The organism is Streptomyces spinoverrucosus, assembly GCF_006539505.1.
Classification (GTDB): domain Bacteria; phylum Actinomycetota; class Actinomycetes; order Streptomycetales; family Streptomycetaceae; genus Streptomyces; species Streptomyces spinoverrucosus.
Genome location: NZ_BJND01000007.1, coordinates 13899 through 32255 on the forward strand (window position 1 = coordinate 13899; position 18357 = coordinate 32255).

Genomic DNA, 18357 nt, shown 5'->3' on the forward strand with positions numbered 1-18357 from the left:
GTTTGAGCGGACTCGTCGCGGGATGTCCTGCACGATTCCGCCGTTGCGGCTGCACGAAACGCGTGACGCGTTCGCGTGGGCAGGGCGAGGCCGCGGCAGGCTGCTTCAGGCCGGGTCGGCGAGCCAGGGGTAGCGGGCGGTGTCCTGGCCGGCGTAGTCGGGATCCAGGTAGATGAAACACCGCTGGATCTTCCAGTCACGGATCTCGAAAACGTCGCACCAGCGTCCGGCGCCCCATTCGGGCACTCCGGCGCGCCAGGGGCCGTCGCGGTGCTCACCGTGGCTTGCGCCCTCGCACACGAGCACGTCGCTGCCCGAAAAGATCCAGTTGAAGCCGGCGTAGTGGTGCTCGATCCGCTTGATCGTGCCGCCGACCTCGGTGAAGAGCCGGCCGATCTGCTCCTTGCCGGTGGCCAGGCCCCACTTGGGGAAGAACACCTGGGCGTCGTCGGCGAACAGGTCCAGGATGCTGCCTCCGGTGGACGTCACACCGCCGTGGTCGAACGCCTTGAGGTACTCCAGCGCGACCGACTTGCGCTGCTCGTCGGTCATCGTCTGCTGTGTCAGAGCCATCGCGATGGTTCCTTCCGTGGTGAGGTCTGCGGTCCCGGCCACGGACGGCCGGGACACGCTGCGATTCGATGTCGCTTCAGTCGGTCGAGATGTCCTTGACCCGCTCGGCGTGCGCCGCCTGCGCGGCCCGGTAGGCGAAGGCGATGATGGGGCCGAGTGTGGCGCCGCCGGCCCAGTAGGCCTGGGCAGAGGCCGAGGCAACGCAGTTGCCCACGCCGTACAGTCCGGGGATCGGCCGGTCGGTGTCGTCGACGACCTGGCCGTCAGGAGTCGTCTTCGGACCACCCTTGGTGTCCAGGGTCCCGCCGGTGACCAGTGCGGCGTAGTACGGTCCGTCGTCGGCCAGCGGCCACAGGGTCGGGTTGGCCCGCTCCGGCTCGTCCTTGACCGGACCGTTGAACAGCACCTGGACGGCGCGTTCCCCTCGGTGGAAGTCCCGGTCCACGCCCTCGCGGGCCATCTCGTTGAACCGTTCGACGGTCGCCTTCAAGTTGGCGGTGAAGTCGTCGGCGAGCCGCAGCCCACCGGTGTGGCCGACGTACCGGGCGAGCCGCTCGTCGACACGTCTGGCCAGGTCATCGAGGGTCTGCCCGGAGATGACGTGGGCGTTGTCGGCGCCCGGCGGAACGATGAGCCGCCCGTACTCCGTGCTCGCCGAATGCTGCTGGCTGCGCCGGTCCCACACCTGGACCAGCACGAGGTTGGGGTATTCGGCGGCCGACGGATCCCACTGGAAGAACGTCTGCGCCAGCTCGTTGTAGGGGAGCTTCTCGTTGACCACGCGCCGGCCGTGCCTGTTCACGAACAGCATCGAGTCACCGGCGACGGAGAACATCCCCACCAGACCCGGATCGCGGGCGACCGCCTTCTCCAGCGGCACGGGGCACATCCAGGCGTAGTTCATGTTGCGCAGCTGGGCTCCGACCGCGGAGGCGATGGGCACGAAGTCGCCCTCGTTGGTGTCGGCCGCGCAGCCGCCGTAGACGGGGACGCCGACGAAGTTCCGGCGCAGTTCGGCGTTGTGGGTGAACCCGCCGGTGGCGAAGACGACTGCCTTGCGGGCGCGGACGCGGCAGGGCTCTCCGTCCGCGGTGTCCGCCTCCACCCCCACCACGGCACCACCGGAGCGGATGAGGCGCTGGACGCGGTGGCCGGTGCGGATGTCCACGCCGTCACGGCGAGCGGCGGCGCTGAGCATGCGGATGGCCACCTGGCCGCCGTCCGACATCGACTCGCTGGCCTCGCTGGGCACCAGCACCCGGCCCCTCGGCGCCGCGTTCTCGGGCAACTCGGCCCAGTAGTCCGGTACGTCCGCACAGTGGCGGTAGGTCAGCGCACCGCGCCGCGCGAGCAGCTCGGCTGCCGGGGACGCGCTCTCGTAGATGGCCCGGCACAGCTGGTACTCCCAGCGGCTCAGGCCCAGCGTCGGATGGTCGGGGTCGTATTCACGCGGGCGGGAAAGCCGGGCCATGTAGCGCAGGCAGTCCTCTTCCCGGTCCTCGATACCGAGTGCGCGCATCGGCGCGTTGTTGGGCACCCAGTACCAGAACGCCGCCTTGCGTGCGGTGCCACCCAGTTCGGCGGCCTTCTCCAGCAGGATGACGTCGTTGCCGAGCCAGCGGGAGAACAGGGCGGCCGGCAGACCGCCCCCGCCGCCGCCCACCACGACGATGTCCGCTTCGGCGGTGAAACCGGCTGCGGGGATCGGGGCGGCCGAACCCCGTGTTGCTTGTGCCATGAGGAGCCCTCCTTGGTCGTCGCGCGTGCCTCGCCGGCTGCCTCGGCGGCGTGCCGCGGGACGCGGCCAACGTTAGGAATCCGGGTGGCGGCGTGGGTGTCCCGTTCTGGGACAGCGCCTGTGCACGACGCCCATGCACCCGGGCACGGGGCTGTACGTCCGTACGGACCGTGTATTACCGTCCGCGGCACGCTCCGCCGGTGGCGGACCGCCCAGGTGACCGCTTCGATGCAGCGTCGCATCGTCCTTGAGGGGGGCACCGTGCTCATGGCCGACCCCAAAGACTTCACTCGCCTGTCCCACCGGGCCCGGGAGGACTTCCTCACCGGCCGTGACCCGGTGGGACGGGTGCGCGCCGAGGTGCTGGCCTCCTGGCGCCGTTCCGTGCTGATCGGCGCGCCGCCCAACGCCACGGCACTGCCCTACACGGACGGCGTCGACCTCGACGGCGCGCTGTACGCGGCGGCACGACCGGTGCTGACCAGGCTGGCCGATCGGTTGCGCGGCACCCGCGCGGCGGTACTCCTCGCCGACCGTGACGGGCGGGTCCTCCAGCGCTACGTCGACGACGGACGGGTGCGAGCCATGATGGACACCACCAACTCGGCGCCCGGCTTCTGTCTCCGGGAGGAGTTCTGCGGGACCAACGGCCTCGGCACCGTGCTGGAGGAGGGCCGTTCGTTCTCGGTCGTCGGGGCCGAGCACTTCGCCGAGCAGTTCATGTGCTACGCCTGCTTCGGAGCGCCCGTCCGCCACCCCGTCACCGGTCGGCTGCAGGGAGTGGTGACCTTCCTGTGCCCGGCGGAGGACGCCAGCCCGCTGATGCCGGCGTTCGTGGAGGAGACCTGTCAGGCCGTCCAGGAGCGCATTCTGGCGACCGCCTCTGCGAGAGAACGGCGGCTGCTGGACGCCTTCGCCTCGGCCGGCCGCAGGACCAGCCGCGCGTTGCTGGCCGTCAACGAGCACACGGTCATCTCCACGCCCGCGGCGGCTCGGCTGGTGGAGGGGATCAGCCACGGGGCGCTGTGGGAGCTGGCGGCGCGGGCCATCGCCGAGCGGGGAGCGGCGGAGGAAACCTGGCTGACCGAGTCCGGCCGGGTGCTGGATCTGCGGGCCCGCCCCGTGGCCGACGGCGACCAGGTCGCCGGGGCGCTGGTGGAACTGGCGGCGCCACGCTCGCAGCGACGGAGACAGCCCGGTGATCCGGGACCTGCCACGGCGAGTGCCGAGCAGCGGCTGCTGCGTCGGCTGGGCGGCACGAGCGCCCCTTGGCGGCACGCGATGGCCCGTGCCGCGCGTGTGCCGGCGGACGACCAACCGGTGGTGATCTCCGGAGAGGCGGGGACCGGGAAGAGCGAACTGGCCCGTGCGCTCCACGAGTTGACACAGCCGGACGGGAAGCTGCACATCCTCAATGCGGCACTCGCCGCAGTGGACGGCCCCGACGCCTGGCTGCGGCGCGTCCAGGAGCTGCTGGAGCGGCCCGGGCCGGGCACCCTGGTCCTGACCCATCTTGAGGTGCTCCCCGCCGAGGTCGCTCTGCCGCTGGCCGCCCTGCTCGACGCACACGACGCTCCGGAGCCGCTCCGGCTCATCGGCACGACGACGTCGCCTTCCCGCGCCCAGCCGGTGCTCGGGCCACACATCGAGAGGCTGGCGGTCCACCGCATCGAGCTGCCGGCGTTGCACGAACGGCGCCCGGACATCCCCGACCTGGTCGGGCGGCTGGTGCGCCGGTACGGCGGCGAGCCGCTGCGCTGCCGTCCGGAGGTCGTGCAGGCCTTGGCCAGGGCCCCCTGGCCCGGCAACATCCGACAGCTCGAGCTCGTGATCCGCTCGGCCGTCGCCCAGCGGCGCACGGGCGACATCACACTGGCGGACTTGCCGTCCGACCTGCTGCACCCCTCCCGGCGGCCGCTGCCGTACCTGGCGGATGTGGAACTGCGCGCCATCGTCAGCGCCCTGCGGCGGGCCGACGGGAACAAGAAGCTCGCCGCCCGCGACCTGGGGATCTCCCGGTCGACGCTCTATCGCAAGCTGCGGTCCTACCATCTGGATCTCGAGAGGGTGGCCTACTGACCTGGACTTTCCCTCTGGAGCTCGGCGCGGCGCCAGCATCCCGACACCGGAAGTTCAACTTTAAACGTCCACGGTGTTCCGCATCGGGATCGGCCAGCCTATGCTCGTGGCCAGCGCCTGTTGGCCTGTTCGCTGACGTACGACGTACTCGGCAGGGAGTCGGAGCCGATGCAAGAGTTGGGCGTCCAGGACACCCTCGGGATCCTCAGCCAGCCGTGGGTGCGTCCGGCGCGGACAAGCGCCGGGCTCGGTTGGCAGGGCTTGTACCTGTCCACCCAGGCCGAGCGGCCGTACCGGAACGCGTTCGACGGGGCACGGAGCCACTTGCTGATCCTGCACCTGGACGGCCCGGTCACGGTCCGCCGCGGACGGCGGGGACTGACGGACACCCGTCGGGTGCCGCCGGGCGGGCTGTTCCTGCACCCGGCCGATACCGCGCTGGACGTGGAGCTTTCCGACCGCCTGCACACCGTGCACGTCTACCTGTCGGAAGAGTCCCTGCAGCAGGCACTCGGCGAGTCGGACCGGACGGTACGGCTGACCGAGGAGTTCGGCGTCACCGATCCGCTGCTCGAACAGACGGTTCTGGCCCTGGACTCCGTGGTGCGCGACCGGCAGCCCGGCAGCCGCACATACGCCGACCAGCTCGCCCTCACCATCGCCGCCCAGCTGGCCTGGCGGCACAGCGACCGCCACCGCGCTCCGGCCGCCACGGCCCGGCCCGCGGGCCTCACCGACCGGCAGTTCACCGTGGTGCGGGAGCTGATGGATGCCCGGCTGTCGGATCCGCTGCCGCTGGAGGAGCTGGCCGCCGCGGTGGGGCTGAGCGTGAGCCAGTTCGCCCGTGCGTTCAAGGCGCGTACCGGGCAGCCGCCACACCGTTACCTGATGCGGCTGCGGGTCGAGCAGGCCGCGCGGCTGCTGCGCACGAGCACGCTGCCCATCGCCCAGATCGCGGCCGGCTGCGGTTTCTCGCACCAGGAGCACCTCACGCGGGTACTGCGTGCCCAGCTGGGCAGCACCCCCGCCGAACTGCGCCAGCGCGGGTAGGGCCTGTCGCTTGGATCACGCCGGCGTCGCGGGCCCTGGCACGCTCGGGTGGGCTCAAAGACGCAGTCGCTCTCAGTGAGCCTTTTCCAACCTCCCATGAGGGTGGTCGCGCGTTTCGTGCAGCGGCAGGGCGGGATCGTGCAGGAGATCCGGCCACCGCGCGGTCCATACTTCCTCAGCAGCGATCCCGAACAGGCCGGGCATCGCCATGCCGCGCAGTACGGAGAGCCGCATGCGGGAATTCCTCTACTCCAGTCCCACCGCACGCATTGTGTTCGGCGCGGGGACCTTGAGAAACCTCCGGCAGGAGGTTGAGCACCTGGGCCGCGCCCGGGCGTTGGTCCTGGCCACTCCTGGTCAGGCCGCCCTCGCCGAGGAGGCCCGCGAAATCCTGGGTCCCCTGGCAGCGGGTTCGTTCACCGGTGCCGCGATGCACACCCCGGTCGACGTCACCGACAGCGCCCGCAGGGTCGTCGACGAGGTGGGCGCGGACTGCCTCGTCGCGGTCGGCGGAGGTTCGACCACGGGCCTGGCCAAGGCCCTGGCGGTGCGCACCGGGCTGCCACAGATCATCGTCCCCACCACCTACGCCGGTTCCGAGGTCACCCCTGTCCTGGGGGAGACCGAGAACGGCGTCAAGACCACCCGCTCCGCTCCGGAGATTCTGCCGGAGACGGTCGTGTACGACGTCGACCTCACCCTCGGGCTTCCGGCACCCCAGTCGGTGACCAGCGGCATCAACGCCATGGCGCACGCCGTGGAGGCGTTGTACGCGCCACAGGCCAACCCCGTCACCGACGAGCTGGCGCTCCGGGCGATCTCACTGCTGAGCGGCGCCCTGCCGCGGATCGTCGCCGATCCCGCAGACCGCGCCGCCCGCGCCGACGCCCTGCAGGCCGCCTGGCTGGCGGGTACCTGCCTGGGCACGGTCGGCATGGGACTGCACCACAAGCTGTGTCACACCCTCGGCGGCTCCTTCGACCTGCCGCACGCGCAGACACATACGGTCGTCCTCCCCCACGCCATGGCCTACAACGCGGCCGGCGCCACCGAGGCGATGCGCCGGATCGCGGGTGCGCTGGCCGGGCCCCGTGCCGGGGTGCTGCCGGACGCGCCCACCGCCGTGCACGACCTGATCGCGGGCCTGGGCGGCCCGCTGTCCCTGCGTGAACTGGGCCTGGGTGAGGACGACCTGCCGCGCGCCGTGGAGCTCGCCACCGCCAAGCCCTACCCCAACCCACGCCCGGTGACCCCCGAGGGAATCACCGCCCTGCTGAACGACGCCTGGTCGGGCGACCGCCCGCAGGCCGCCGACCCGCTCGCCGAACAACTGCACACGCTGCTCGGCCAGGTCACCGCCAGCTTCGACCGTGCGCCCTCCCCCAGGGCCCGGCAACTGCTCACCGACCTGGTACGTCGCCTGCACGGCTTCGCCGCAGACAATGACCTGACCCAGGACGAATGGCAGTACGCCATCGACTTCCTCACCCGCACCGGCCAGATGTGCAGCCCCACCCGGCAGGAGTTCGTGCTGCTCTCCGACACGCTCGGCGTCTCCAGTGCGGTCGACGCGTGCACCAACTCCCGTACGGCGGGAGCGACGCCCTCGGCGGTGCTCGGCCCGTTCTACACCGAGGGGCCGCCGCCGCGCGAGCACGGCGCGGACATCGCCGACGGCCTGCCGGGAGCACCGCTGTACGCGGATGTGCGAGTCACCGACAGCGAGGGCACACCGCTGGCCGGTGCCGTGGTCGACGTGTGGCAGACCAACGCCGACGGCTTCTACGACGTGCAACTGCCCGACCTGGACGGCCCGGTGCTGCGCGCCCGCTTCCTCACCGACGACGACGGCCGGCTCACCTTCTGGTCGCTCGTGCCGGTGGCGTACCCCATCCCGGACGACGGCCCCGTGGGGCAGATGCTCACGAGCACCGGCCGCCATCCCTACCGCGCCCCGCACATCCACTTCGTGATCAGCAGCCCCGGCCACAGGAGACTGGTCACCCAGCTGTTCGTCGCGGGCGGTGACCACATCGACGGTGACACGGTCTTCGGCGTCAAGGACGCCTTGATCGTCGAATTCCCCGAACACAAGGGGCCCACCCCTGACGGCCGCGTCGTCGACGGGCCCTGGCACCGGCTGGACTACACCTTCCGCCTGGCCTCCGCGCGGTAAGTTTCCCCAAAAGCCCGGTGGCGGCAAGGGTTTCCTTGCCGCCACCGGGCTTTTGACATACCGTGCCCGACAACCGTCAACCCAGGGACAACGCCTCGACGGCCCGCTCCTGATCGGCGACGTTCTTGAGGACGACGCCCAGAGTCCCCCTGACCGTCTCGCTGTCAAGCTCGTCTCGATCGAGGGCGACCAGGGTTCGCGCCCAGTCGATGGTCTCGGCGATCGACGGCGCCTTGCGCAGTTCGAGGCCGCGCAGTGCTGTCACGGTGCGCACGACTTGTTCCGCCAGCCGCTCGGCGGCCTGCGGCACACGAGCGAGCACGATCTCCCGCTCCCGTTGCGGCGTCGGGTAGTCCATGTGCAGGTAGAGGCATCGACGCTTGAGCGCCTCGGAGAGCTCACGGCTGGCGTTGGAGGTGAGCACGACGAACGGGCGCCGCACGGCGGTGATCGTCCCCAACTCCGGGATGCTCACCTGGAAATCCGACAACACCTCGAGCAGCAGACCCTCCATCTCGAGGTCCGCCTTGTCCACCTCGTCGATGAGGAGCACGGTGGGCTCGGCACGGCGTATGGCCGCGAGCAACGGCCGGTCGAGCAGGAAGTCCTCGCCGAACACGTCGTCGTGGACCTGGTCCCAGGCGGAGTCGTCGCGCGACGCCTGGATGCGCAGCAACTGCTTCTTGTAGTTCCACTCGTAGAGCGCGCGTGCCTCGTCGAGCCCTTCGTAGCACTGTAGGCGCACCAGTTCGGCGCCGGTGGCCACCGCCACCGCCTTGGCCAACTCGGTCTTCCCCACCCCGGCCGGCCCCTCGACCAGCAGTGGTTTCTCCAGCCGGTCGGCGAGGAAGGCGGTGGTTGCGATGGACTCGCCGGCGAGATAGCCGGTCGCCGCGAGCCGTTCGCGTACGTCGTCAACGGTCGAGAACGCTGCCATGAATGATGTCCTGTTCGTGCGGTGTGCATGGGTTGGTTCACTGCGCAGGCGGAGTCGGTGACGGCAGAGCCTGACAGCGTGTTTCAGGTGGCGATGTGGGTGACGGCGTCGCCGAGTTGGCGCAGCGTCGACACCTCGAAGACCCGGGTGGCGTGCGCGGCGTACAGGGACAGGCTGGAATCCCCGGTGTCCCATTGGTGGCGCGGCTCGGGGTTGAACCAGTAGAGCCGACGGCTGAGCCGGTGCAGCTCCTTGGTCTCCGCGAGGGCGGGCAGCCGGTCATGGGTGCGGGCATCGCCGATCACCAGCACGGTGGTCTTCCCGGTGACCGCGTCCGGCCAGCGCCGCAGATGCTCCGCGAACGCGCGGCCGTAGTCGCTGCGGCCGTCGCCGGCGACCAGACCGCGCCGCCCCAGCAGGTGATGGACGTCGACGACGCCCGGCGCGGCCTGAAGGAAGTCGGTGACCTCGACGATTCCGTCGATGAAGACCCATGACCGGACGCGGCGGAACTCCTCGTGCAGTGCGTGTAGCAGCGACAGGGTGAAGGGGGCGAACTGCGCCACGGATCCGGACACGTCGCACAGCACCACGAGGTCGGGTTTGGACGGATGGCGCCGCCGCATCCGCGGCGTGTGCGGAACACCGCCGGAACTCATGCTGTCGCGGATGGTGCGCCGCATGTCGAGGCGCCCGCGTCCGCGGCGCCGCCGTCCCAGCCGCGTGGCGATGTGGCGGGCGAGCGGCCGTACGGCGCTGCGCAGCGCGGCCAGCTCGTGCGGCGCCGCGTGCATGACGGGCAGATCCTGCAGTTCCTGGGCGTGAGGCCGGGGCGCGGCGTCATGACCTCCCGTGTCGTGCAGACGTTCGCGGACGAGCTGCTCCAGGATGCGCAGCACTTCTTCGAGTTGTGCGTGCGCCTGAGCGTTGCCGAGTTGCCGCTCCAGCTCTGTCCTGTCGGGGGATCCACGCATGAGCTCCTGGAGCACACGGCCGAGTTCCAACCGGCGCAGCACGCGCTGGAGGTGGTGACGCTCGCTGCCCGGCGTCGCCCCGTCGATGCCGGCCCAGTGCTCCACGGCGTCCTCGAGCGCGACGCCGACCGAGTCGTCGTCGCCCTGACGCAGGGCTTCGGTCAGTTGGTCCCGCAGGTCGGCCGCCTCCGGCCGCCGGCTGCCGTCGGTCCGCTCCGCGGCCGCCTCCTGCCGGCCGACGCGCGGCGCGGGGAAGAAGAGTTCGAAGAGCCGGTCGAAGGCATCGTCGTGGGCGTCGTCCTTGACCAGGGCCGCCCGGAGCGCCGCTCGCACAAGGTCCCGACGAGAGGCGTCCACCGCCGCCAGGGCGGTGACGGCGTCGATGGTCTCTCCCGTCGACACGGAGACACCCGCAGCACGCAGGCCCCCGCAGAAAGCGACCGTAATTCCCGCCACCATGGACGGTGACTGTGAAGAGCTGTACGATTTCCGTTCGCTAAGCCTCATGGCAGGAATAGTAATTCACGGGAGTTATTCATGACAGTGCCGAACACCCTCCTGGATCTGGGACTGACACTCCGCGCTGAGCACGACAGCGAGCGGTCGCGGCACACCGCGCGGCTCGCGGCCCGCCTCGGCTTCCGGTACCTGTGGCTGCCGCTCCCGGAAAACGCCCCCGTGCCGGACGTGGCCGCCCTGGCGGAGAGCGCGCGGCCGGCCCGGCTCGGACTCGTCGTCGGCGGCGACCCTCAGTCCCTGGTGCAGCGCGTCGCAGCACTGTGCGGCGGCGAGCTGCCCGGCGACCTGCTGCTCGAGATCCACGCACCGGCGGAGCTCCGGGACAGGCTGGTCGCCGCCGTGGGCGGGGCCGACCAGTGGCGCCGGCGGGCCTTCGTGCCCTGGTACGACGAGACGGCCGCGGGTCATGTGGTGCTCGCCGAACAGGCCGCGGGGCGGGAGGAGGCCCTGAAGGGGCTGGCCGACGCGTCCGAGCGGGGCGGTGGTCGGGACGGCGCACCGGTGCTCTCGATCGCCCTGACCGTGTCGATCGGCCGCACGATGAGCGAGGCCGAGGCGCGCGCCCAGCGCGACCCGGCACTCTCCGGTCCGCACCATCCGAAGATCGCCGGCCTCTTCGGCACGCTCGAACACGCCCAGGAGCAAGGGCTGGAGCTGGCCCGCGCGGGCGCCGGCGCCCTGCGGGCGACGCTTGCCGACGAGCAGGACGTCGCGGACCTGCTCGCCCAGCTCCGCGCAGTCGCGGTGGGGCCGACGCCCCTGCTCCACGCCCGCACCCGCTAGCCTGCGGCGGCGCTGCCGGCACGTACGCAGCCACACGCGCTTTTCGTGCAGACGCGGCGCCCGGATCGTGCAGGACCGCGCATACGGCGCTACGCATACTCGTCGCAACGGTGCCTGAGCCGCGCCGGGACGCCGGCTCCGAGCACGCCGAGCAATTCCACCGTCCCCGGCGATCGCGCCTCGCGCTCCCGCACACGCCGGGCGCTCTGACAGTCGAGGACACATTAATTTGCCATGGCAAATCCTTGTTTGCTATGGAAATCAGTCGTAGGCGAAAAGCCCGCTGAAAGAAGTGGAGTGAGACATGGGCGTCTCAGCCATTAAAGGCAAGGAAAAGTCGTCGTACGTCACGCGATTCGGCTCGCTGGAGAATTACGAGAAGGGCGGCGTCGAGATCGTCAACGACGACCCGCGGCACTACGCCTTCTCGAACGTCTTCGAGGTGGCGAGCAACGCGAAGCCGTACGAGAAGATCGCCGTCGGCAAGAACATGGAGTACGTCCTGGAGGCGATCCGCGCCGAGGGCACCAGCGAGTGGCGCACGGCGGCCCATGACGAGTTCGCCCTGGTCATGGACGGCGAAGTGGAGATCACTCTGGTCAAGCTGGACCAGAGTCCGCTGCCCGCCGACGCCGAGGGCTCGGTGGCACTGGCCGGGGAGCCGGTCGGCCGCCGTATGGGACGCGTCGTGGCGCGCCGCGGTCACATGACGCTGCTGCCGGCCGGTGCGGCGTACCGCTTCTCGGCCGAGCGGCCGGGCGTGATCCTTCAGCAGACCATCGCCGGTCCGGACACCCAGTTCCGCTGGGCCGAGATCGCGCAGTCGCTCTGAGCCAGCAGCCCTTCCACACGCAGGAGACCGACCATGACCACCACCGCTGAACCCGCCGTCATCGCGTCCCAGCCCAACGAGACGGGCTACCGCGAGTACACCCTCGGCCAGTTCCACTTCCGCCGGGACGAGTACTTCGCCTACATCACCTGGCCCACCGGCAGCCACATGATGAGCGTGGACTCCTTCCTGCGCGCGATGCAGCGTGACATCGCGTGGGACTTCTTCTACGGCACCGTCAACTTCGACGGCGTCTTCGGCACCGTCAACCACTACGGCAAGGTGGACATCTTCGCCGGCCGCTACAACGACGCCTACCGCAAGGCCGAGCTGGACTACAGCGAGACCGTCGAGACCCCGCTGATCCGGGAGACGTTCAGCTCCATCCTGGACGACTGGACCAACGAGACGTTCGACCCGTTCGCCTCCCCCCACGAGACCGGCTCGGCGTTCGGGATCAAGAACGGTGACAACTCCAAGGCGGTCAGCCGCGAGCGCGTCACGGCCCAGCGCATGGTCGGCCTGCCCGGTGACGCGCCGCTGCGCAGCGACGAGAACGGCTACCCGGTGAACCGGATGCTCGCCGATGTGGACCAGGAGGAACCGCTGGTCGAGGTCGAAGAGGGCTTCGAGGGAGAGGTGTCCTCCTTCAACCTGTTCGCCTACCTCTCCCGGTCGGACGTCACGTGGAATCCGTCGGTGGCCAGCGCGTGCAAGGACTCGCTGTTCTGCCCGACCACCGAGGAGTACATCCTGCCGATCATCCACGGCAACGACCGCGTCGAGTGGTTCATCCAGCTGTCCGACGAGATCACCTGGGAGGTCGAGGACCGGGACACCGGTGCGGTGCGGGCCCGTGTGGTCATGAAGGCGGGCGATGTGTCGGCGATGCCGGCCGACATCCGCCACCAGGGCTACTCGCCCAAGCGGTCGATGCTGCTCGTCTGGGAGAACGCCAACCCCGACCTGCCGGACCTGATCGCCAGCGGCAAGACGCCGACGTACCCGATCGACTTCTGACCCATTCAGACCGCCGGGGGCGCCACGTAGCTACGACGTCGCGTGGCGCCCCCCGGCCGACCGCGGAGAGAGAACACCGTGCAGACCAAGCTCTTCATCGGCGGCGAGTTCGTCGAAGGCGTCGACGGCGCCACCATCGATGTGTACGACCCGCATGACGGAAGCCTGCTCGCCGAGGTGGCCGAGGCCCGTGCCACCGACGTGGACCGGGCGGTGGAGGCCGCGACCAAGGCGTTCGAGACGTGGCGGCACTGGTCGGCCGAGCAGCGCGGCCGGCTGCTGCTCAAGCTCGCCGACAGCATCGAGGAACACGCCGAGGAGCTGGCGCTGCTGGAGACCCGCGACACCGGACACCCGATCCGCGATACGCGGACTCTCGACGTTCCCCGGACGGCGGCCACGTTCCGCTACTTCGGCGGCATGGCCGACAAGTTCCAGGGCTCGGTGATCCCGGTCGAACGCGGCTTCCTCGACTACGTCGTACGAGAGCCCGTGGGTGTGGTCGGGCAGATCGTGCCGTGGAACTTTCCTCTGATGTTCACCAGTTGGAAGATGGGGCCGGCGCTGGCCGCCGGCAACACGGTGGTTCTGAAGCCGTCGGAGCTCACTCCGCTGTCCACCCTGCGGGTGGCCGAACTGATGGCCGAGGTTGGATTCCCCCCGGGCGTGGTGAACGTCGTCACCGGGTACGGGGCGACCGCCGGCACACGCATCGTCCAGCATCCGGGGATCGGCAAGGTCTCCTTCACCGGGTCGACGGCCGTCGGCCAGGGCGTCGCCCGGGGAGCCGCCGACACACTCAAGCGGGTCCACCTGGAGTTGGGCGGCAAGGGCGCCAACATCGTGTACGGCGACGCGGATCTCGACGCCGCGGTGCAGGGATCGGCCTTCGCCATCTTCCACAACCAGGGTCAGGCGTGCATCGCCGGCAGCAGGCTGATCCTGCACGAGTCGGTCGCCGACGAGTTCCTGGACCGGTTCACCGCGCTGGCGGGCTCGGTACGCCTGGGCGACCCCAAGGAGCCGACGACACAGATGGGGCCGCTCACCTCGGCCATGCACCGTGACCGCGTCCTCACGTACCTGGACGCGGCACGCAACGAGGGCGACGAGATCCTCACCGGCGGCAGGGCACCCGACGGTGCGGAGTTCGCGGCCGGCTACTACCTGGAGCCCACCGTGATCGAGGCCGATCCGGCCCACCGCGTGGCGCGCGAGGAGGTCTTCGGACCCGTGGTGGCCGTGCACCGGTTCCGGACCGACGAGGAGGCGCTGCAGATCGCCAACGCGGTCGAGTACGGCCTCGGCGGCGGATTGTGGACCCGTGATCTCTCCCGTGCCCACAAGGTGGCCCGTGAGCTGCGGTCCGGCATGGTGTGGGTCAACTCCTACAAACGGGTGAACCCCGGTTCGCCGTTCGGCGGCGTCGGCCGGTCCGGGTACGGCCGCGAGATGGGCTTCGAGGCCATGCACGAGTACACGGAGGCCAAAGCGGTGTGGATCAACGTCGACGCGGAACTGCCGAGGCTGTACGGCGAGGGCTGAGCCCTCGCGTCGGCGCCGGAAAACAGCTTGTGCGGGCCGAGGTGACCCTCGACCCGCACAAGTTGGGATCTTGCTCTGTGTCCGAGGGGGGACTTGAACCCCCACGCCCGATAAAGGGCACTAGCACCTCAAGCTAGCGCGTCTGCCATTCCGCCACCCGGACGAGGTATCTGCCGCCTTGCGGGAGGTGTTCCGCGCGGCGACAGAGACAACAATACCAAGGTTTCGGAGTGCCCTTCACCTGCGTTTCCGTCCCCGGCCACACCAGGGATGGTGACCGATGGTGCCTGGAAAGTCACTCCGGATCACCGTCACCCCGGGAGGCGGACGTCCCTACGGCATCAGCTGGTACTCCGGGAAGTTCCCCGGCAGCCGCTCCCCCGCCGGCCCCTGTGTCACCGCCCGCACCAGTAGCTCACCGCCCACGAACGCGCCCCGCCAGGACGCGCCGAAGCCGCCGAAGAGCTCCGCGCGGTCGCCGCGTGAGCGTGGCGTGCCGTGGCCGGTCTTGAAGGCGCGGATCTGTGGGGCGAGCCGTTCGTACGTCGCCCGGTCGTCCGTGGACAGCGTGGCGACCAGCGCGCCGTTGGACGCGTTCATGGCAGCGAGCAGCTCGGCCTCGGTGTCGACCAGGACGATGGTGTCGACCGGGCCGAAGGGTTCCGCGTGGTGCAGCGGGGAGGACGGCGGCGGGTTGAGGAGCGTGACCGGCTGGACGTACGCCGAGGTGTCCTGGCCGGGCAGGAAGCGGGCGTCGCTCAGCCTGCCGCGGTGCAGCGGGACGGCGCCGCGGTCGATGGCCTCGGCCACCTGGTCGTGCAACTCCTTGGCCTTGGCGGCGTTGATCAACGGCCCGAAGTCCAGCGCGGGGTAGGGGTCGTCACGCTTCTCGACGGCGAGCGGGTGTCCCACCACGAGCGTGCGGACCGCCGGGAGGTACGCCGACAGGAACTCGTCGAACAGCGCACGCTGGACGACGAAGCGCGGGTAGGCCGTGCAGCGCTGTTTGCCGTAGTCGAAGAGCTTGGGCACGACCGCCGTGAGCGCGTCCCAGTCCGAGTAGTTCCAGATGCCCCAGGTGTTGAGTCCTTCCTGTTCGAGGATGTGCCGCTTGCCGAGGTCGGCGACGGCCGTGGCCACCGCGGCGCCGGTGTCGCGGCCGCCGACGAAGGAGACGCAGCCGATCTCGGGCGCCCGCACCAGCGCCTCGGACAGCTCGCCTCCGCTGCCACTGACGAGGGTGACGGGCAGCCCCTCGCGGGCGGCGAGCGCACAGGCCAGGGTCAGACAGGCGACACCGCCGTCGGTCGGGGTCTTGGCGATGACCGCGTTGCCTGCCAGTGCCTGTACCAGCATTGCGTGGACGAGCACGCTCATCGGGTAGTTCCAGCTCGCGATGTTGGACACCGGCCCGTCCAGCGGGGCCCGCCCGGCGAGCATCGGCTCGATGCCGTCGACGTACCAGCGCACCCCGTCGATGGCCCGGTCCGCGTCCGCCTGCGCGAGCCGCCACGGCTTGCCGATCTCCCAGACGAGCAGCAGGGCGAGCAGTTCCCGGTGCTCGGTGAGCGCGTCGAGGGCGGCGGCGACGCGGGCGCGGCGTTCGTCGAGCGGGATGTGCCGCCAGGCGCGGTGCTGGTCGAGCGAGGCGCGGACGGCCTGGTGAGCGGTGGCGCGGTCCAGGCGCGGCGGGCCCGCGATGGGGGTGCCGTCGACGGGGGTGGTGGCGGGCAGGGCATGGCCGTCCGCCTGCCAGGTGGCGTTCCAGTGGTTGAGGACGCGGTCGTCCCGGAAGGCTTCGGGGGCGACGGCGAGGCAGCGCTGCCAGGCGTCGGCCCAGGAGGTGCCTGATTTGAGGGTGAGGGTGGGTGCCATTGGTGAGCTCCGCTCTCGGTGCACAGTCGGGGCGGGTTGTTCATGGCGCGACGCCGCGCACGGCTCGCACTGCCGTGCGGGGCGTCGTATGAGGCGCCGTACGAGGCCATGTGCGGCGCCGTACGAAGCGTCGTACGGAGGAAGCTACTGACGCGTCAAGAAGCGCGACAGTCACCTGTCGGCGACTATGAGTGACGTCACTCGGTGGATTCCAGCGCGGCCAGCACCAGGCGGGCCGTCTCGGTCGGTGTGCTCCCCACCCGCACGCCGACCGCCTCCAGTGCCTCCTTCTTCGCCTGCGCCGTCCCCGACGAGCCGGAGACGATGGCGCCGGCGTGCCCCATGGTCTTGCCCTCGGGAGCGGTGAAACCGGCGATGTAACCGACGACCGGCTTGGTGACGTGCTCGCGGATGTGGGCGGCCGCCCGTTCCTCCGCGTCGCCGCCGATCTCGCCGATCAGCACGATCAGTTCGGTGTCCGGGTCGTCCTGGAAGGCGGCCAGGCAGTCGATGTGCGTGGTGCCGACGACCGGGTCGCCGCCGATGCCGACGCAGGTCGAGAAGCCGATGTCGCGGAGTTCGTACATGAGTTGGTACGTCAGCGTGCCGGACTTGGACACCAGGCCGATCCGGCCGGGCTTGGTGATGTCGGCCGGGATAATGCCCGCGTTGGACTGGCCGGGGGTGATCAGGCCGGGGCAGTTGGGGCCGATGATCCGGGTGCCCTTGTGCTGCGCGTACGCCGTGAAGGCGACGGAGTCGTGGACCGGGATGCCCTCGGTGATGACGACCGCGAGGCCGATGCCGGCGTCGGCGGCCTCGACGACCGCCGCCTTGGCGAAGGCGGGCGGCACGAAGACGACGGTCACGTCCGCTCCGGTCGCCGCCATGCCCTCGCGCACCGAGCCGAACACGGGCACGGCACGGTCGTCGAAGTCGACGGTGCGGCCCGCCTTGCGCGGGTTGACGCCGCCGACGACGTTGGTGCCGGCGGCGAGCATCCGCCGGGTGTGCTTCATGCCCTCGGCGCCGGTCATGCCCTGGACGAGGACCTTGCTCTCCTTGGTGAGGTAGATGGCCATGTCCGTCTCCTTAGGCGGCGTTGGCGAGCTCGGCGGCCCTGCGGGCGGCGCCGTCCATGGTGGTGGCCTGCTGGACCAGGGGATGCGCGCGTTCGTCGAGGATCGCGCGGCCGCGTGCGGCGTTGTTGCCGTCGAGCCGGACGACCAGCGGCCTGGTCAACTGGACGGTGTCCAGCGCCTGCACGATGCCGTCGGCGACCGCGTCGCATGCCGTGATGCCGCCGAAGACGTTGACGAAGACCGACTTCACGGCCGGGTCGGAGAGGATGACGGACAGGCCGTCGGCCATGATCTGGGCGGAGGCTCCGCCGCCGATGTCGAGGAAGTTGGCGGGGCGGGCACCGCACCCCGCGACGACGTCGAGCGTCGACATGACGAGGCCGGCACCGTTGCCGATGATGCCGACCTCGCCGTCGAGCTTGACGTAGTTGAGTCCCTTCGCGGCGGCCACCGCCTCCAGCGGATCGTCGTGCTCCGCCCCCTCGGCGCCCCACCGGGCCTGCCGGAAGCGGGCGTTGTCGTCCAGGGTGACCTTGCCGTCGAGAGCCAGGATCTGTCCCTGCCGGGTGCGCACGAGCGGGTTGACCTCGACGAGGAGGGCGTCCTCGCGGATCAGCACCTCCCACAGCCGTACGAGCACGTCGACGGTCTGCGGCGGCAGTCCGGCCGCCTCTGCGATCTCACCTGCCTTCGCCGAGGTGACGCCCTCGGCAGGGTCGATATGCACGCGCGCCACGGCATCGGGCCGGGTGGCGGCGACCTCCTCGATGTCCATGCCGCCCTCCGCGGAGGCGATGGCGAGGAAGCCGCCCGCTGCCCGATCGAGGACGTAGGAGACGTAGAACTCGGTCTCGATGTCGACGGGTTGGGCCAGCATGACCTTGCCGACCGTGTGGCCCTTGATGTCCATTCCGAGGATCTGTCGTGCCGTCAGTTCTGCGGCGGCCGGATCGGCGGCGAGCTTCACTCCGCCTGCCTTGCCCCGGCCACCCGTCTTGACCTGGGCCTTGACGACGACCCGGCCACCGAGTCGGCGGGCGATCTCGCGCGCCTCCTTGGGCGAGTCGGTGACTTCGGCCCGCGGCACCAAGATGCCGTGTTCCTCGAAGAGTTCCCTTGCCTGGTGCTCGTACAGGTCCATCTCGGCTCCTGCCTGGAAAGTGCCGCACGCCCC

Annotated in this window: 15 protein-coding genes and 1 tRNA gene; 7 read left to right on the forward strand and 9 right to left on the reverse strand. The window is 70.4% G+C overall.

Annotation, left to right across the window (positions count from 1 at the left end; all coding sequences use genetic code 11):
• Positions 1–105 precede the first annotated feature (105 nt).
• Positions 106–573 carry a nuclear transport factor 2 family protein gene (locus tag SSP24_RS04545; protein WP_141307466.1) on the reverse strand — a complete coding sequence of 156 codons (468 nt, stop codon included), beginning with the start codon at positions 571–573 and terminating at the stop codon, positions 106–108.
• Between the two features lie 76 nt (positions 574–649).
• Complete coding sequence (locus SSP24_RS04550; RefSeq protein WP_141307467.1) at positions 650–2311, reverse strand: FAD-dependent oxidoreductase; 1662 nt, start codon at positions 2309–2311, stop codon at positions 650–652.
• Between the two features lie 228 nt (positions 2312–2539).
• Here SSP24_RS04550 and SSP24_RS04555 point away from each other — a divergent pair, with 228 nt between their 5' ends.
• Positions 2540–4390, forward strand: coding sequence for a sigma-54-dependent Fis family transcriptional regulator (locus SSP24_RS04555; RefSeq protein WP_141307468.1), 1851 nt, complete (start codon positions 2540–2542; stop codon positions 4388–4390).
• Positions 4391–4558: 168 nt separating this feature from the next.
• Positions 4559–5440 (forward strand): helix-turn-helix domain-containing protein, encoded by an 882-nt coding sequence (locus SSP24_RS04560; RefSeq protein ID WP_141307469.1) that lies wholly within the window; start codon positions 4559–4561, stop codon positions 5438–5440.
• A gap of 72 nt (positions 5441–5512) precedes the next feature.
• On the opposite strand, the gene SSP24_RS42690 is transcribed toward SSP24_RS04560, so the two are convergent.
• On the reverse strand, positions 5513–5674 hold the full coding sequence (locus SSP24_RS42690; RefSeq protein WP_167529511.1) for a hypothetical protein: 162 nt from the start codon (positions 5672–5674) through the stop codon (positions 5513–5515).
• Here SSP24_RS42690 and SSP24_RS04565 point away from each other — a divergent pair.
• Entirely contained in the window at positions 5673–7616 is a 1944-nt protein-coding gene (locus tag SSP24_RS04565; RefSeq protein WP_141307470.1) for a maleylacetate reductase and hydroxyquinol 1,2-dioxygenase domain-containing protein, read from the forward strand. The two genes, SSP24_RS42690 and SSP24_RS04565, sit on opposite strands and share 2 nt — an antisense overlap.
• A 76-nt stretch (positions 7617–7692) precedes the next feature.
• On the opposite strand, the gene SSP24_RS04570 is transcribed toward SSP24_RS04565, so the two are convergent.
• Both SSP24_RS04570 and SSP24_RS04575 read right to left on the reverse strand, forming a co-directional pair.
• Positions 7693–8553 (reverse strand): AAA family ATPase, encoded by an 861-nt coding sequence (locus SSP24_RS04570; protein ID WP_141307471.1) that lies wholly within the window; start codon positions 8551–8553, stop codon positions 7693–7695.
• Positions 8554–8636: 83 nt separating this feature from the next.
• Entirely contained in the window at positions 8637–10034 is a 1398-nt protein-coding gene (locus tag SSP24_RS04575) for a VWA domain-containing protein (protein ID WP_507772848.1), read from the reverse strand.
• A 30-nt stretch (positions 10035–10064) separates the two neighbouring features.
• Here SSP24_RS04575 and SSP24_RS04580 point away from each other — a divergent pair, with 30 nt between their 5' ends.
• The 4 genes from SSP24_RS04580 (at position 10065) to SSP24_RS04595 (ending at position 14226) form a co-directional block, all read left to right on the forward strand.
• Positions 10065–10829, forward strand: coding sequence for a hypothetical protein (locus tag SSP24_RS04580; RefSeq protein WP_141307473.1), 765 nt, complete (start codon positions 10065–10067; stop codon positions 10827–10829).
• Positions 10830–11133: 304 nt separating this feature from the next.
• Positions 11134–11661, forward strand: a complete 528-nt coding sequence (locus SSP24_RS04585) for a cupin domain-containing protein (RefSeq protein ID WP_141307474.1) — start codon at positions 11134–11136, stop codon at positions 11659–11661.
• Positions 11662–11694: 33 nt separating this feature from the next.
• Positions 11695–12681, forward strand: a complete 987-nt coding sequence (locus SSP24_RS04590) for a hydroxyquinol 1,2-dioxygenase (RefSeq protein ID WP_141307475.1) — start codon at positions 11695–11697, stop codon at positions 12679–12681.
• A gap of 78 nt (positions 12682–12759) precedes the next feature.
• Complete coding sequence (locus SSP24_RS04595) at positions 12760–14226, forward strand: aldehyde dehydrogenase family protein (RefSeq protein WP_141307476.1); 1467 nt, start codon at positions 12760–12762, stop codon at positions 14224–14226.
• A 78-nt stretch (positions 14227–14304) separates the two neighbouring features.
• On the opposite strand, the gene SSP24_RS04600 is transcribed toward SSP24_RS04595, so the two are convergent.
• From SSP24_RS04600 to sucC, 4 genes are all read right to left on the reverse strand, one after another.
• Positions 14305–14389, reverse strand: a tRNA-Leu gene (locus tag SSP24_RS04600).
• A 170-nt stretch (positions 14390–14559) separates the two neighbouring features.
• Positions 14560–16101, reverse strand: coding sequence for an aldehyde dehydrogenase family protein (locus tag SSP24_RS04605; protein ID WP_141307477.1), 1542 nt, complete (start codon positions 16099–16101; stop codon positions 14560–14562).
• Positions 16102–16298: 197 nt separating this feature from the next.
• A complete protein-coding gene (gene sucD, locus SSP24_RS04610) occupies positions 16299–17183 on the reverse strand; it encodes a succinate--CoA ligase subunit alpha (protein WP_141307478.1) in 885 nt (294 codons plus the stop codon).
• Positions 17184–17193: 10 nt separating this feature from the next.
• Positions 17194–18324 (reverse strand): ADP-forming succinate--CoA ligase subunit beta, encoded by a 1131-nt coding sequence (gene sucC, locus SSP24_RS04615; RefSeq protein WP_141307479.1) that lies wholly within the window; start codon positions 18322–18324, stop codon positions 17194–17196.
• Between the last annotated feature and the right edge of the window lie 33 nt (positions 18325–18357).

What these genes read in the sequence shown, in the direction of transcription:
- SSP24_RS04545 (WP_141307466.1), bottom strand. Translation starts at nt 573, where the DNA reads ATGGCTCTGACACAGCAGACGATGACCGACGAGCAGCGCAAGTCGGTC.
- SSP24_RS04550 (WP_141307467.1), bottom strand. Translation starts at nt 2,311, where the DNA reads ATGGCACAAGCAACACGGGGTTCGGCCGCCCCGATCCCCGCAGCCGGT.
- SSP24_RS04555 (WP_141307468.1), top strand. Translation starts at nt 2,540, where the DNA reads ATGCAGCGTCGCATCGTCCTTGAGGGGGGCACCGTGCTCATGGCCGAC.
- SSP24_RS04560 (WP_141307469.1), top strand. Translation starts at nt 4,559, where the DNA reads ATGCAAGAGTTGGGCGTCCAGGACACCCTCGGGATCCTCAGCCAGCCG.
- SSP24_RS04565 (WP_141307470.1), top strand. Translation starts at nt 5,673, where the DNA reads ATGCGGGAATTCCTCTACTCCAGTCCCACCGCACGCATTGTGTTCGGC.
- SSP24_RS42690 (WP_167529511.1), bottom strand. Translation starts at nt 5,674, where the DNA reads ATGCGGCTCTCCGTACTGCGCGGCATGGCGATGCCCGGCCTGTTCGGG.
- SSP24_RS04570 (WP_141307471.1), bottom strand. Translation starts at nt 8,553, where the DNA reads ATGGCAGCGTTCTCGACCGTTGACGACGTACGCGAACGGCTCGCGGCG.
- SSP24_RS04575 (WP_507772848.1), bottom strand. Translation starts at nt 10,034, where the DNA reads ATGAGGCTTAGCGAACGGAAATCGTACAGCTCTTCACAGTCACCGTCC.
- SSP24_RS04580 (WP_141307473.1), top strand. Translation starts at nt 10,065, where the DNA reads ATGACAGTGCCGAACACCCTCCTGGATCTGGGACTGACACTCCGCGCT.
- SSP24_RS04585 (WP_141307474.1), top strand. Translation starts at nt 11,134, where the DNA reads ATGGGCGTCTCAGCCATTAAAGGCAAGGAAAAGTCGTCGTACGTCACG.
- SSP24_RS04590 (WP_141307475.1), top strand. Translation starts at nt 11,695, where the DNA reads ATGACCACCACCGCTGAACCCGCCGTCATCGCGTCCCAGCCCAACGAG.
- SSP24_RS04605 (WP_141307477.1), bottom strand. Translation starts at nt 16,101, where the DNA reads ATGGCACCCACCCTCACCCTCAAATCAGGCACCTCCTGGGCCGACGCC.
- sucD (WP_141307478.1), bottom strand. Translation starts at nt 17,183, where the DNA reads ATGGCCATCTACCTCACCAAGGAGAGCAAGGTCCTCGTCCAGGGCATG.
- sucC (WP_141307479.1), bottom strand. Translation starts at nt 18,324, where the DNA reads ATGGACCTGTACGAGCACCAGGCAAGGGAACTCTTCGAGGAACACGGC.